The organism is Mesorhizobium sp. B263B2A (genome assembly GCF_020165775.1).
Taxonomy (GTDB): Bacteria; Pseudomonadota; Alphaproteobacteria; order Rhizobiales; family Rhizobiaceae; genus Mesorhizobium; species Mesorhizobium opportunistum.
Genome location: NZ_JAIUIU010000013.1, coordinates 95,143 through 108,586 on the forward strand (window position 1 = coordinate 95,143; position 13,444 = coordinate 108,586).

General features: G+C 64.7%; 13 protein-coding genes. 7 read left to right on the top strand and 6 right to left on the bottom strand.

The window, feature by feature from the left end:
* The first annotated feature begins 303 nt into the window (after positions 1–303).
* The 4 genes from LB568_RS20455 to clpS all read left to right on the top strand — a co-directional run bounded on the left by LB568_RS20455 (position 304) and on the right by clpS (position 1,981).
* A complete protein-coding gene (locus LB568_RS20455) occupies positions 304–603 on the top strand; it encodes a hypothetical protein (protein WP_013893442.1) in 300 nt (99 codons plus the stop codon).
* A 38-nt stretch (positions 604–641) separates the two neighbouring features.
* Positions 642–944, top strand: a complete 303-nt coding sequence (locus LB568_RS20460; RefSeq protein ID WP_013893443.1) for a hypothetical protein — start codon at positions 642–644, stop codon at positions 942–944.
* A gap of 158 nt (positions 945–1,102) precedes the next feature.
* On the top strand, positions 1,103–1,432 hold the full coding sequence (locus LB568_RS20465) for a hypothetical protein (protein ID WP_140574832.1): 330 nt from the start codon (positions 1,103–1,105) through the stop codon (positions 1,430–1,432).
* A 243-nt stretch (positions 1,433–1,675) separates the two neighbouring features.
* Positions 1,676–1,981, top strand: a complete 306-nt coding sequence (clpS, locus tag LB568_RS20470) for an ATP-dependent Clp protease adapter ClpS (RefSeq protein WP_013893445.1) — start codon at positions 1,676–1,678, stop codon at positions 1,979–1,981.
* Positions 1,982–2,028: 47 nt separating this feature from the next.
* Here the strand turns inward: clpS and LB568_RS20475 are convergent, their stop codons facing one another.
* The 4 genes from LB568_RS20475 to LB568_RS20490 form a co-directional block, all read right to left on the bottom strand.
* Entirely contained in the window at positions 2,029–4,110 is a 2,082-nt protein-coding gene (locus LB568_RS20475; RefSeq protein ID WP_013893446.1) for a membrane protein, read from the bottom strand.
* Positions 4,111–4,173: 63 nt separating this feature from the next.
* Positions 4,174–6,996, bottom strand: coding sequence for a DUF4159 domain-containing protein (locus tag LB568_RS20480; RefSeq protein WP_224731124.1), 2,823 nt, complete (start codon positions 6,994–6,996; stop codon positions 4,174–4,176).
* A complete protein-coding gene (locus LB568_RS20485) occupies positions 6,993–7,922 on the bottom strand; it encodes a DUF58 domain-containing protein (RefSeq protein ID WP_013893448.1) in 930 nt (309 codons plus the stop codon). Before LB568_RS20485 ends, LB568_RS20480 begins: the two co-directional genes overlap by 4 nt.
* Complete coding sequence (locus LB568_RS20490) at positions 7,922–8,926, bottom strand: AAA family ATPase (RefSeq protein ID WP_013893449.1); 1,005 nt, start codon at positions 8,924–8,926, stop codon at positions 7,922–7,924. Before LB568_RS20490 ends, LB568_RS20485 begins: the two co-directional genes overlap by 1 nt.
* Before the next feature lie 156 nt (positions 8,927–9,082).
* On the opposite strand from LB568_RS20490, the gene LB568_RS20495 reads away from it, so the two are divergent.
* The 3 genes from LB568_RS20495 to LB568_RS20505 are packed head-to-tail and all read left to right on the top strand — an operon-like array spanning position 9,083 to position 11,603.
* Complete coding sequence (locus tag LB568_RS20495; RefSeq protein ID WP_013893450.1) at positions 9,083–9,712, top strand: DUF1285 domain-containing protein; 630 nt, start codon at positions 9,083–9,085, stop codon at positions 9,710–9,712.
* Positions 9,712–10,344, top strand: a complete 633-nt coding sequence (locus LB568_RS20500) for a CoA pyrophosphatase (protein ID WP_224731125.1) — start codon at positions 9,712–9,714, stop codon at positions 10,342–10,344. Before LB568_RS20495 ends, LB568_RS20500 begins: the two co-directional genes overlap by 1 nt.
* Complete coding sequence (locus LB568_RS20505) at positions 10,341–11,603, top strand: CCA tRNA nucleotidyltransferase (RefSeq protein WP_013893452.1); 1,263 nt, start codon at positions 10,341–10,343, stop codon at positions 11,601–11,603. Before LB568_RS20500 ends, LB568_RS20505 begins: the two co-directional genes overlap by 4 nt.
* A gap of 37 nt (positions 11,604–11,640) precedes the next feature.
* Here LB568_RS20505 and LB568_RS20510 read toward each other — a convergent pair whose 3' ends face one another.
* Together LB568_RS20510 and LB568_RS20515 are read right to left on the bottom strand one after the other, a co-directional pair.
* Positions 11,641–12,591 (bottom strand): S8 family serine peptidase, encoded by a 951-nt coding sequence (locus tag LB568_RS20510; protein WP_224731126.1) that lies wholly within the window; start codon positions 12,589–12,591, stop codon positions 11,641–11,643.
* 109 nt (positions 12,592–12,700) lie between these two features.
* Positions 12,701–13,279, bottom strand: a complete 579-nt coding sequence (locus LB568_RS20515) for a hypothetical protein (RefSeq protein ID WP_013893454.1) — start codon at positions 13,277–13,279, stop codon at positions 12,701–12,703.
* Between the last annotated feature and the right edge of the window lie 165 nt (positions 13,280–13,444).

Genomic DNA, 13,444 nt, shown 5'->3' on the forward strand with positions numbered 1-13,444 from the left:
GTTGCCGGCCAAGTCATTCTTGGCCGGTGAGCCACACGATAGAATTCGGGCCATATGTTGGCCAGTGCCTTGCATTTCAAGGAAGAACGAATTCCGCCTTCTCCACACCGAATGCAATGGGGCGTCAAAGCCCGAAACCGGAACCACTTTTGGGCGATATGCACCAGCCGGGCCAGCCAGACACAATCCAGAAACAAAATTCTACAATCGGGAAAAACTCCTGAAAAGGTAGGGCGGCATAACGGTGACGTGGCGGTCAGGTTATCGGCTGCGACGCTAATCTCCGGGTTCGCGGAAAAACCAATGCCAAGGTTGTCGATCAGTTTGTTGGGTGCGTTGCTGGGCCTTGGCCTGGTCACTGCCGCTGTCGGACAATCGGACGCAAAGGCGCCGCTCACCCGGAGCGAACGGTGCGCCAATCTCAGCCACCAATTTGACGAAGCCCTCGAAACACATGCCACGGCAACGCAGGTCACCGCGGCAAAGGCACTTCAGAGAAAGGGCAACCGGTACTGCGCAGCCAAGAAACAGGCGCAGGGCATCCGGATGCTCGCCAACGCTTTGAAGCTGCTTGGAGTGACACCGAACGACCCGGTTCAGTGAAACTCGAACTTGACCCGCAAAAAAAGGAAAATGAAGCCATGAAAAAGTCCATCCTTTCCGCCGCCGGTCTCGCCGTCGCTCTCGCTTTCGCGATGCCCGCTCTCGGCAATGCCGCAACCGCCACGACCGCTGCTCCGGCTGCCACGACCACCGCTCCGGCTACCACGACCACCGCTCCGGCTGCCACTGCTCCGATGAAGGCTGCGCCGAAGAAGGTCGCCAAGAAGGCCGTTTGCAAGGTGACCAAGAAGCACAAGTGCCCGGTCAAGAAGGCCCCGGCCAAGGCTGCTGCCGCTGCCGCTGCGCCTGCTGCTGCGAAGCCTGCTGCGAAGAAGCCCTGATCCGTTTCGAGGTCAGTTCTGGCGAGGCCGTTCCAGCCGCAGACCGGCTGGGGCGGCCTTCTGCCAGGAAAACGGTCGACGGCTGAACACCGGTTTCCAGCCAGATATCCTGATCGCATTTAACCCGTTTTCAACGCCGGCCGTGTAGGACAATCCGCATGAAGAAGCGGCTTTCGTCCATTTTTCGTTCGATGGCAATTGGCGGCCTCGTTGCCACCGGTGTCGCCAGGGTGCTGATTCTGTTTTCCGCCAGCCCGGTGCCGGATCCGGCGAGCGGACGCACCGAGCCTTCGCTGTTTGCACCGGCAATCTCCAGCAACTGGGACTACATCACGCCGGCGCAGACGTGGCTGCTGATCATGCTCACCGGCGTGACACTGATCTGCGTCGTGGCGTGGCCGATCGCTGCCTGGATGGAACGCCGGGCGGATGCCGGCAGCTTGCGGCCAGCTTCAGGCCGCCACATCTTCGGCCGCCAGGACCGTTGAAGCGCGGCCGGCAACTGCCCACATGATTGTGAACGGTCGCGTCATGCCGGTTAGCAGCAGTTCACCGTTTCATGGAAACGGTAAACTGCTCTAACCCTTTGTTTTGACGCAATTCCGGACGGAAAAGCGTTTCACACTTTTCCTGGAATTGCTCTATCGGGTTGCGCGCCGATCAAAATGGACGATCGCTGGCGCCCGTGGCAAAATGCGGACCGAAGCCCGATCGCGAAACTGTCGGTTCCAATGCCTGAAATCACCACAAAACCGCGCACCAAGGTCAAGCCGCAAACCGAGCGGCCGAAGCTTTACAAGGTCATCCTCATCAACGACGATTTCACGCCGCGCGAATTCGTGGTGACGGTGCTGAAGGGCGAGTTCAAGCTCAGCGAAGACCAGGCGCACCGGATCATGATCACCGCCCACCAGCGCGGCGTCTGCGTGGTCGCCGTCTTCACCAGGGATGTCGCCGAAACCAAGGCGACGCGGGCCACCGACGCCGGCAAGGCCAAGGGCTACCCGCTGCTGTTCACGACTGAGCCGGAGGAGTAGGGCACGACAGCGTTTTTCTCCCCGTATAGTGACGGGGAGAAGGAAGCTCACCGTCCCTCGCGGTACCACATCGAGCCCATTGCCAGGAGCAGCAGGCCGAGGCCGAGGAAGCCGCCGAAAAGCGGCACGCGCGAGACGGCCTTGAGCACGCTGTCGTCGGTGGTGCGCAGTCCGATCCAGTCGCTGCCGGAGGCTTCGCCGGCCGAGCGCACCGGCACGATGGAGGGCAGCGTCACATCACCGCCAAGGGCGGAGGACGATGCCAACCGGCGCACGCTGCCGCCGGTTGCTTCCGCCGGCGCCTTCAACCGGTTTTCGGTGGAGATGACATCCGAGAATTCCGGTGCGTTGACCGGTCCGACATGGGCGAGCGCGGTGAGGTCGCCATTGGCGACCTGGAAGAGGCCGATCTCGTTGGTCTCGACGCTGCCGAGGAAGACGCCGGGTTCGGATTTCTCGAGCTTGACGGTCAAGGTCTTGCCGGAGGGCGTGATGATCTGCGCGGGGCCGGGGTCGTCGGCCATCGTCTGGCGGCGGATCTCCAGCACCATGCCGCGTCCATCGGCGGTCAGCCGCTCTTCCTCCAGCTCGGGCTCCTTCATCAGCCAGTGGGCGATGCGCCGGTAGAGCTGGACATGCGGACCGCCGCCCTCGAAGCCGCGCGCCCACAGCCAGCCCTGGTCCGACAGAAGCATGCCGACACGGCCTTCGCCCTTGCGGTCGAGCAGCAGCAGCGGCCGGTTGTCGGCGCCCTTCATCACCACTTCGCCCTGCGGGTTCTGCACACCGATGGTCCGGAACCAGCGGCTCCAGTGCGGCGGCTCGGTGGCCGAACCGTCCAGGCCGCGGGTCACCGGATGGCGCTGGCCGAGATCGGTGAGGCGCGGATAAAAGGCCTTGTCGACCACTTCGCCGGTCGGCATGGCCGGCAGGGCCGACATCAGCGGCGTACGCGCGATCGAACTTTCGCCGGCATATTCGGGGCCGGCGGCGATCAGCAGCGCGCCGCCCTTTTCGACATATTCGGAGATGTAGTCGTAATAGAGGATCGGCAGCACGTCGCGGTGCTGGTAGCGGTCGAAGATGATGAGATCGAAATCCTTGATCTTCTCGACGAACAGCTCACGCGTTGGGAAGGCGATCAGCGACAATTCGTTGATCGGCGTGCCGTCCTGCTTTTCCGGCGGCCGCAGGATGGTGAAATGGACGAGATCGACGGAGGCGTCCGATTTCAACAGGTTGCGCCAGGTACGCTCGCCCGCGTGCGGCTCGCCCGAAACCAGCAGTACGCGCAGGTTCTCGCGGATGCCGTCGACCAGCGCGATGGCGCGGTTGTTGGTGTCGGTCAGTTCGCCCGGTTCGCGGTCGATGGCGAGTTCGATGATGTTGCGCCCGGCGCCCGGGATGGTCACCTGCAGCGGCATCGCCTGGCCGACGGTCGCATGCTCGACCGCGACCTGCTCGCCATTGACCGAGACGCGCACATCGACCGGACCGGTCTCGTTTTCCGTCGAGATGACGCGATAGGTCATATCGAGCGGCTTGCCGACGAGGCCGAAACGCGGCGCGTTCTCGAAGCGGATACGGCGGTCCTTTTCGTGATCGTTGCCGGTGATCAGGGCATGCAGCGGGGCGTTGAAATCGGGCGCGCCGGGCGGTGCGTCATGCACTTCGCCGTCGGTGACCATGATGGCGCCGCCGATGCGCGATGGCGGCACGTCGCGGAAGGCGCCTTCCAGCGCACCGAACAGGCGTGTCTCGGTGCGCTCGTCGGCGGCTTCGGACTTGCCGGCTTCGACGACGCGGACGTCGAACTGCTTGAAGCTGCCAAGCCGCTGCTGCAGGCCGGCCAACGCCTCGTCGGTCTGCCTGGTGCGGTCGCCGATGTCCTGACTCTGGCTGCGGTCGACGATCAGGGCGACGACGCTCTTCAGCGGCTCGCGCTCCTCGTTGAGGAACACCGGGTTGAAGAGGGCGGCGGCGAGCGCCAGCAGGGCGACGAAGCGCAGGACACCGCCGCGCTGGCGAAACCACAGGCCGACCAGCGCAAGCAGCGCCAATGGCACCAGCACCAAGGCCAGCAAGGGCCAGGACGAGATCAGCGGCTCGAAGGAGATCGACCAGTTCATGCCTTACCCTCCGCTTTGTGGGGAGGGTCGATCCACTCGAGTCGTGCAACAAGGAGCATCATCTTACTGCCCCAGCCGTTCGAGCAGTATCGGGACATGCACCTGGTCGGATTTGTAGTTTCCGGTCAGCATGTACATCATGATGTTGACGCCGGCACGCAGCGCGTAGATCCGCTGCATCGGGTCGGCCGGCACGGTCGGCAGCAGCGGGTCGCCATTCTCGTCGACCGCCCAGGCGCCGGCGAAATCATTGGCGGTGATCATGATCGGCGAGACGCCGTCGCCGGTGCGCACCGGCCGGTTGTCGGCGTTGCTGGCATCGAGCGATGTCTCGACCCAGAGCGGGCTGCCGGCGAAGCGGCCCGGGAATTCGGGCAGGATGAAGAAGGATTTGGTCAGCACATGGTCCGACGGCACCGGCTCCAATGGCGGCACGTTGAGGCTGCCGAGGATGTCGCGCAGCCGTTCGGTCGCCGGGCTGGTGGAATCGGCGCCGATGCCGTTGGCGAACTGGTCGCGCGTGTCGAACAGCACCGTGCCGCCTTGCTGCATATAGGCGTCGATGCGGGCGATCGCCGCCTGGCTCGGCATCGGTGCCGATGGATCGATCGGCCAGTAGATCAGGGGATAGAACGACAGCTCGTCCTTCGAAATGTCGACGCCGGCCGGCTCGCCCGGTTCGAGCGCGGTCTTTTCGATCAGGAAGCGGGTCAGGCCCTCGAGCCCGGCGCGGCTGATCGAATCGACACCCGGCACGCCGGTCAGCACATAGGCGATGCGGGTCTTGGAAATCGCCTCGATGGCCACCTCGTCGCCGGGCTTGGCATCGTCGGCGCGGGCAAGGTCGGCATGACCGAACAAAGCGCCGAGCGCGATCAGGATCGCGGCGGTGGTTGCCACCGCGCCGGCGCGGCGCGGCCGGCGCGAAAACAGGCCGCCCATCCACAACACCGCCAGCGTGTCGAGCAGCATCAGTATCAAAGCGGCGGCAACCAGCCCGCCCTTCAGGTTGCGCGATTCGTCGAAGGCGTACTGGATTGTGGTGACCGGCACGGTGATGTGCGGGCGCGCCAGCGGGGCCAGCGTGCTTGCGGCATCGAGCAGGTTGTGAGCGAAGACGCCAGTCTCGGAACCGTAGAGGCCGGGCGGGTTCTCGAAGGTCACCGGCAGTGTACCGGCGCCCGGCACCAGCGGCCGTGCATCCGGCGTCGGCGGCACCAGCGAGCCGTCGGCCGCTATCATGCGATAGGGCGCGAGCGAGGTGGCGGCGGCTTCGGCGTTGGCGATCGCAGCGCCTTGGTTGCGCGACAGCTGGACGATGCGGCGCAGCATCTCGACGAAGCTGCCGGAGATCGGCAGGTTCGACCATGTCGCCTCCGGCGTGATATGGAACAGGACCAGCGTGCCCTTGCCCTTCTTCAGCCCGGTGACCAGCGGCGTGCCGTCGGCAAGTGCGGCCCAGGTGCGCTCGACGATATCGGGCGTTGGCTCCGCCAGCACCTGCCGGCTCACGGTGACTTCGGTGGGTGGCGCCAGATCGGCGAACGGTCCGGCCTTGGGGAATTCGGTGACCGGCTGCGGCGACGTCCATGACAAGGCGCCGCCGAGCGAACGTTCGCCGGTGCGCAGGCGCACGGGCAGCAGGTCGTCGTCGTTGCCGGCGGCGGCCAGCCGCGAGCCGGCGAAACGTACCAGCGTGCCGCCTTTTTCGACCCAATCGACCAGCCTTGGCCGGACCTGCTCGGGAATGGTGCCGATATCGGCCATGATGATCATCGCCGGCTTCTGGTCGAGGATCTGCGGGATGGCGTCGGCAAGATCGGCGCTTGAGGGTTCGACCAGATCGGCGAAGGGCTGCAGTGCGCGCCTGATGTAGTAGAGCGGCGACAGCAGCGGCTGCGCCTGGTCGGCCTCGGCCTGTGACAACAGCCCGACACGGCGACGCTTGGAGTTTTCGTCGAGCACGCGCACGGCGCCGGCGTGGCGCTCGCCGTCGAGCGCGATCGAGGCGAAGTCGTTGCGCAGCTCGAACGGCACCGTCATGGTGCCGGTGGCGGTGGCCTCGCCCGGCGCGAAGGTCAGCGTCGCATCGGCGATGCGGCGGCCCTTGTCGTCGAAAGCACCTGCGGTGACCCGGCCCGGTGCAGGGTCGCCCGGCGCGCGAATGGCGGTCAGTGCGAAGCCGTCGACCTGATTGTCGGCGGCGGTGAGGCCGGTCAGCGAAAGCCGGTCGGCGGTTGCCCAAACGACGCGGGCGGCATTTTTCGACAACAGCGTGTTGAAGGCGGCTTCATCGTCTTTGGCCGCCAGGCCATCGGCAAGCACGGCGACGCTGGCACCGCGCACGGTCTGCAACACGCCGGCGACACGGGCATAGACGGCCGGCCGGTCAGTCGGGATCGGCCGCGGCTTGGCCGCGCGCAGCCGGTTGAGCGCCGAAGCGGCATCGAAAGGGCCGATCTCGGCATTGGGCTTTTCGGCGGTGAAGGCGATGATGACCGGCACGCCGTTCGAACCGGCATCGTTGATCAGCCGCTCGGCGGTGGCGACACGTTTGTTCCAGTCGGCGGCGCTGGCCCAGTCATTGTCGATGACCAGTGCAAGTGCTGCTCCCTCGGCCGTCAGTTTTTCGCGCGGGTTGAAGACCGGTTCGGCCAACGCGGCCACGATGAGGGCCGCCATCAAGAGCCTGAGCAGCGTCAGCCACCATGGGCTCTGCTGCGGGGTCTCCTCGCGTTTCAGCACACGGGCCAGGATCTTCAGCGGCGGGAACACTTCGGTCTGCGGCTTGGGCGGCGTCAGCCTGAGCAGCCACCAGATCACCGGCAGCGCCAGCAGGCCCCACAGCACCATGGGAGCGCCGAAGGAGAGCGGCAGCCAGCTCATGCGACCGCCTTTCCGGCACGACCGCTAACCGCATGACCGCCCTCGGCGGTCATCGCCATGTGCAGGCGCACCAGCGCGTCGGACGCCAGCCGATCGGTGTGATTGACGGTGAAGCTCCAACCGAGCCGCTTGCACCAGCCGGCCAGTTCCTGGCGGCGGGCAGTGTAGAGCAGGCGGTATTCATCGGCGAGCATTTCGGCGCGCCCGGCTGTCAGTTTCTCGCCGGTCTCGGGATCGGTGAACTCGGTGCGACCAGCATAGGGGAAGGTCTCCTCGGCCGGGTCGGCGACCTCGATTAGGTGGGCGCGCACGCCATGGCGGGCCAGCACGCCGAGCCAGGCCATCGTTTCCTCCACGGGATCGAGGAAATCGCTGGCGATGACGATGTCGCAGAAGCGCCTGATATCCGTGAGGTCGGGTTTTGCCGGCAGCTCGCCGGCATGCATGAGCTGGGCGGCGATGCGCTCGGCGCCGTTGCGGGCGGTGAACGGATCGGTCAGCCCCGGCCAGGCGATGCGTTCGCCGCTGCGCGACAAAAGTTCGGCCATGGCGAGCGTGAGCACCAGGGCGCGCGATTGCTTGGAAACGCTGGCGCCGGTCGACTTGTAGAGCATGGATGGCGAAGGGTCGGCCCAAAGCCACACCGTATGAGCGGCTTCCCATTCGCGGTCGCGCACATAGGTATGGTCGTCGCGTGCCGAGCGGCGCCAGTCGATGCGTGAGGAATCGCCTTCGACATAGGGCCGGAACTGCCAGAAATTCTCGCCAATGCCACGTTTGCGGCGGCCGTGCCAGCCGGCGATCACGGTGTTGACGATGCGCCGCGCCTCGACCAGCAGGTCGGGCACAAGCGAAGCCCGCAACCGGCCACGGGCGAGCGCGTCGCGCGTCGCCGCCGGAGCCTGGACCTCGCCGATGCGCGCCATCAAATCCCTTTCACAAGCTTCGCCACGACATCGCGCACGCTGGTGCCTTCGGCGCGGGCGGCGAAAGTCAGCGCCATGCGATGCTGCAGCACCGGCTCGGCCAGCGCCCGCACATCGTCGACCGAGGGTGCCAGCCGCCCATCGTAGAGCGCCCGCGCACGCGTGCACAGCATCAGCGCCTGGCTGGCGCGCGGGCCTGGACCCCAGGCGACAAGCTTGTCGGTCTCGGCGTTGTCCTGGCCCGGGCGCGCCGAGCGCACCAGGGTCAGGATCGCCTCGACGACGCTTTCGGGCACCGGCATGCGGCGGATCAGCGTCTGGATCTCCTTCAGCCGCGCCGGCTGCAGCACGTTCTGCGCCTTGGCGTCCTCGACACCGGTGGTTTCCAGAAGAATGCGGCGCTCGGCCTCGATTTCGGGATAGAGGATGTCGACCTGCATCAGGAAGCGGTCGAGCTGGGCTTCCGGCAGCGGATAGGTGCCTTCCTGCTCCAGCGGATTCTGCGTCGCCAGCACATGGAAGGGCGCCGGCAGGTCGTGGCGGGCGCCGGCAATGGTGACGTGGTACTCCTGCATCGCCTGCAGCAGCGCCGACTGGGTGCGCGGCGAGGCGCGGTTGATCTCGTCGGCCATCAAAAGCTGGGCGAAGATCGGTCCGGAAATGAAGCGGAAGGAGCGCTTGCCGAATTCGTCCTGCTCCATCACTTCGGAGCCGAGGATGTCGGAGGGCATCAGATCGGGCGTGAACTGGATGCGGCGCGAATCGAGGCCGAGCACGACACCCAGTGTCTCCACCAGCTTGGTCTTGGCGAGGCCGGGCACGCCGACCAGCAGCGCGTGGCCGCCGGCCAGCAGCGCCACCAGCGTGCGCTCGACGACATTCTCCTGGCCGAAGATGACCCGGCCGACCCCGTCGCGAATTCTGGAGATGTCGGCAAGCGCCTTCTCGGCCTCGGCGATCATGTCCTTTTCGCTGATTGGGCTTTCCTTGACCATTACGCTCATTCAGCTCAATCCCTTAAAATTGGAGATAGATGGTTGGAAATAACGGTTGCAGCATAGCATAAGTTTGCCGCGATTCGGCCTCGCGTGGCGCCTACGTTGGAACTTAAATCACAGACTTAGGCTGACAAGCGGAACAACAGTGACTATTTCGTGACCATGTCGGAACACTTCGAACATCGCGAACAGAGCCTTACCGATGCCACCGAGGCGCGCGGCCTGGAGGCGCTGATCTCGCGTGCGGCACGTGCCGGCAAGGGCGCGGCGCCGGTCGAGCGCTGGAATCCCGACTTTTGCGGCGATCTCGACATGGAGATCAAGGCCGACGGCACCTGGTTCTATCTGGGTACGCCGATCGGGCGCATGCCGCTGGTGCAGCTTTTCTCTTCCGTGCTGCGCAAGGATGCCGACGGCAGGACCTATCTGGTGACGCCGGTGGAAAAGGTCGGCATCCGGGTCGCCGATGCGCCCTTCATCGCCGTCGAAATGGACGTTTCGGGCAGCGGCGACCAGCAAGTCATCACTTTCCGCACCAATGTCGGAGATGTCGTCGAGGCCGGGCCGGAGCGGCCGCTGCGCTTCGTCGACGAGAATGAGACCGGCGGATTGAAGCCCTATGTGCTGGTGCGAGGCAGGCTGGAGGCGCTGGTGGCGCGGCCGGTCATGTACGAACTGGTCGAGCATGCCGAGGAGATCGAGATCGACGGCAGGACGATGTTTGCCGTGCGCTCCAGGGGAGCGGTGTTTGCGATCATGCCGGCGGATCAACTGAAGCGGCTGAGCGCGTGATGGACCAGGTGTCACCGATGCCGTTTTCATCGGCGGATTTTCGCGCGCGCTTCGCCGCGCAGCCGCAGGCCCATGCCAGCGACGACTATGGCGATCACCGCTTCAATCCGGGCCATCCGCGCCTCAACCAGGGCAAGGCGCTGCGCAACGCGGCGGTGCTGATCCCGGTTGTCGATCACGAAGGCGAGGCGACGGTTCTCCTGACCAAGCGGGCCGAAAAGCTGCGCAACCATTCGGGGCAGGTGGCTTTTCCCGGCGGCACCATCGATGCCACCGATGCGAGCCCGGAAGCCGCGGCACTGCGCGAGACCTTCGAGGAGATCGGCCTTGGCCAGAATCGCATCGAGATCCTCGGACGCATGCCCGACTATGTCGCCGGCAGCGGCTACCGGATCGCGCCGGTGCTCGGCATCGTGCGGCCCGGTTTCCAGCTCGCCTTGAACGCCGATGAAGTCGACGCGGCCTTCGAGGTGCCGTTGCGCTTCCTGATGGACCCCGCCAACCATAAGCGCGACAGCCGCATGTGGAACGATCTCGAATGGTTCTTCTACGACATGCCTTACGGCGACCGGCGCATCTGGGGCGTCACCGCCGGGATCATCCGTACGCTCTATGAAAGGCTCTATGCGTGAGTGTTTCGATCGCGGGCAGGGCCGACTGGCTCGCCGACAAGCATCTGCAGCGCCTGCTCGCCGCTCTCACCGAGGGCGGTGAAGAGGCGCGTATTGCCGGTGGGGCGGTGCGCAACACGCTGATGGGCCAGCCGGTCGCCGACACCGACATCGCCACAACCTGTTTGCCTGAGGAAACCATCCGCCGCGCCCAGGCGCAAGGTTTCAAGCCGGTGCCGACCGGTATCGAGCACGGTACCATTACTGTGGTCGCAGGCGGCAAGCCCTATGAAATCACCACCTTGCGCGCCGATATCGAGACCGATGGCCGCCGCGCCAAGGTCTCGTTCGGCCGCGACTGGAAGCTCGACGCCGAGCGGCGCGATTTCACCATCAACGCGCTCTATGCCGAGGCCGATGGCAAGGTTGTCGACCTGGTCGGCGGCATCGCCGACATCGAGGCACGGCGGCTGCGCTTCATCGGCGATCCGGAAGCACGTATCCGCGAGGATTACCTGCGTATCCTGCGCTTTTTCCGCTTTTTCGCCTGGTATGGCGAAGGCCGGCCGGACGCCGAAGGGCTGAAGGCCTGCGCGCGGTTGAAGGACGGACTCGCACAGCTGTCCGCCGAGCGCGTCTGGTCAGAATTGAAGAGGCTTCTGTCGGCGCCGGACCCATCGCGGGCGCTGCTGTGGATGCGGCAGGCCGGTGTCCTGACCGCGGCGCTGCCGGAAAGCGAGAGGTGGGGCATCGATGCCATTCACGGGCTGGCCAAGGCCGAGAAGGATCTGGGCTGGCCGGCCGACGCGATGCTGCGGCTGGAGGCGATCGTGCCGCCGGATGCGGCGCGCATGAAAATACTGGCAGAGCGGCTGAAACTGTCGACTGCGGAAGCTGACCGCCTGCGCCACTGGGGGCTGACGGCTGCCGTCGAGCCGAAGACGACCGAGGGCGAACTGGCCAAGCGGCTCTATCGTGGCGATCGGCAAGGCTTTGTCGATCGGCTGCGGCTGTCGCTCGCCTCGGCGCGGGTGCGTGCCGTCGACGACAATGACGCACTGCTCGAAGCCGGCGGTTTCTCGCGCCTGCTCGCCTTTGCGCTCAAATGGGAGAAGCCGTCGTTTCCGCTGAAAGGCGCCGATCTGACCGCACTTGGCGCCAAGCCTGGGCCGAAGCTCGGCGAAATCCTCAAGAACCTCGAGGCGGAATGGGTCGAAGCGGGATTTGCGCCTGATCGCGGCGCATTGCTCGAACGCGCCGCGAAGGCCCTTGAACCCTAGAGCCTGGCTCGAATATCGTACACGAAGCGCGGCCCATCTACCTGATGGCCACGGGAGCCAAGGCACGCGAAAGGCTTGCTTCGCCCTTGCCGTAGGTGGAGGCGCTATAGTTGACCAGCGTGTCGGTACGAGCCGTGTTGAGCAGATCGTTGGTGATCTGGGTCGGCGTGGCCTTGGTGAATTTACTGCCGATGATCGCCGCATAGCCTGAAATGATCGGCGCGGCGAAGGACGTGCCATAAAGGCCCGTCTTGCTCCCGTCGACACCGACTACAAGGAAATGGCTTTGCACAAGCGGATTGGATCCGGCGTAGTTGGAGTACCAGGCGAGCTGGGCCGGGTTTGACGTCGTGCCGTTCGTTGACAGCGCACCGACGAAGATCGCTGACGCTTTGCCGACCAGGGCGAGGTCGAGATAGTCCTGCTGGCCATTGGTGACACCGCCCACGGCAACGGAGTCGTTGCCGGCTGCCTTGGAGACAACGGCTGACCCTCTGGTGGCATAAGAGATGATCGAAGCCTCCTCGGCGCTCCATCCAATCTGGTTCGGGCTGTAGCCCGCTGTAGCGTACATGCCATAACTCAGATTGAGCACGTTCAGGCCAGGCGCCAGCGTCACCGCCGAGCTGGTTGTGAAGTCTTTCGACCTTATGGTTGCCAAGGGGGCAATCATGGAGGCTTCTTCGCGTGTCCATTCGCCGTGCCGCTGGGTCTGCACCCCAATGCCAAAGTTGCCGGAGAACCGCGATGTACTGGAAAAATCGTCAACGATCGTAATCGTGACGCCCTTGCCCTTGTAACCCGCGGCCCACGCGGCACCGACGTCGGGGCTCATCCACCCTGGTGTTGTTGCTGCTTGCGTGCGCGCGGCCGGGATCTTTGCGCTTACGCATATGGACAGGCCGCCATGGCACAGCGCGGCCATCTCGTCGGCATCGGGGGCCTGCTGGGCCGACGCGATCGGCGCCGACAGCATGGCGAAGGCCATGGCGATACCGAATTTCAAATGTCTAGCTGGCATGTTCCTACTCCGATCAAACAAGAAACTGGTACGGGCGATCGCGAACCGCGGTTTTTCAATCCATGGCCTTCGGCGATCAGAAAGTAACACGGTAGTTCAGCCACAGATGCTGGCTCTCCGGTTTAGCGTTAACCAGATATTTCAACGTTTCCTCAGGAGCCATCTGGCTGGCCGCAAGCCGGCAATTGACGCTGTAGGTACCGAGGTCGCCATAGTCGGCCTGGCAGGATTTTTCGGTGAGTTTGCCGCCGATCACGGTGGTAAGCGACAGGGAAAGGGTGCTGTTCGGGCTCGGATGCACCTGGGTGAGGAAACCAAGCTTGAGGCTGGGCTCGATCCTGTATTTCTCGCCCTGTTCCCCGGTCCCAAATCCCCAAAGGATGCCGGTGTCCTGGGTGATCTGGGTGATGAGGTCCACGTGCATATCGACCCAGCTTGCGCGGTACCATTGGTTGAACGATACCCGGTTTCCGCTCTGCAATTCGTAACCGCCATTGCCCAAGCCTCGCGCGCGATCGCTGAGCGGCGAGCCCTGATGGACGTCGACCAACGATGTCGTCAATTCCTGGGCAACAACCGGCGATGCGCCAATGAGCGCGCACGAAACGAGCGCCATTGTGCAGGAGCTCAGTCGACTGCCGGACTTTTCGCCCATGCGCGAACCCACCTCACCACCCCACCGATCCGGATCAGTGCCTGGTGGCGACGGGCTTCTCTGGCAGCCCACAGTACCCGGATTGTCCGGCCGACAGTGGCACCGGTTGGGTTACCGCGGGGTTTATTTTAGCTGGAGGGAATATATTTTTTTACTCACAAGGTG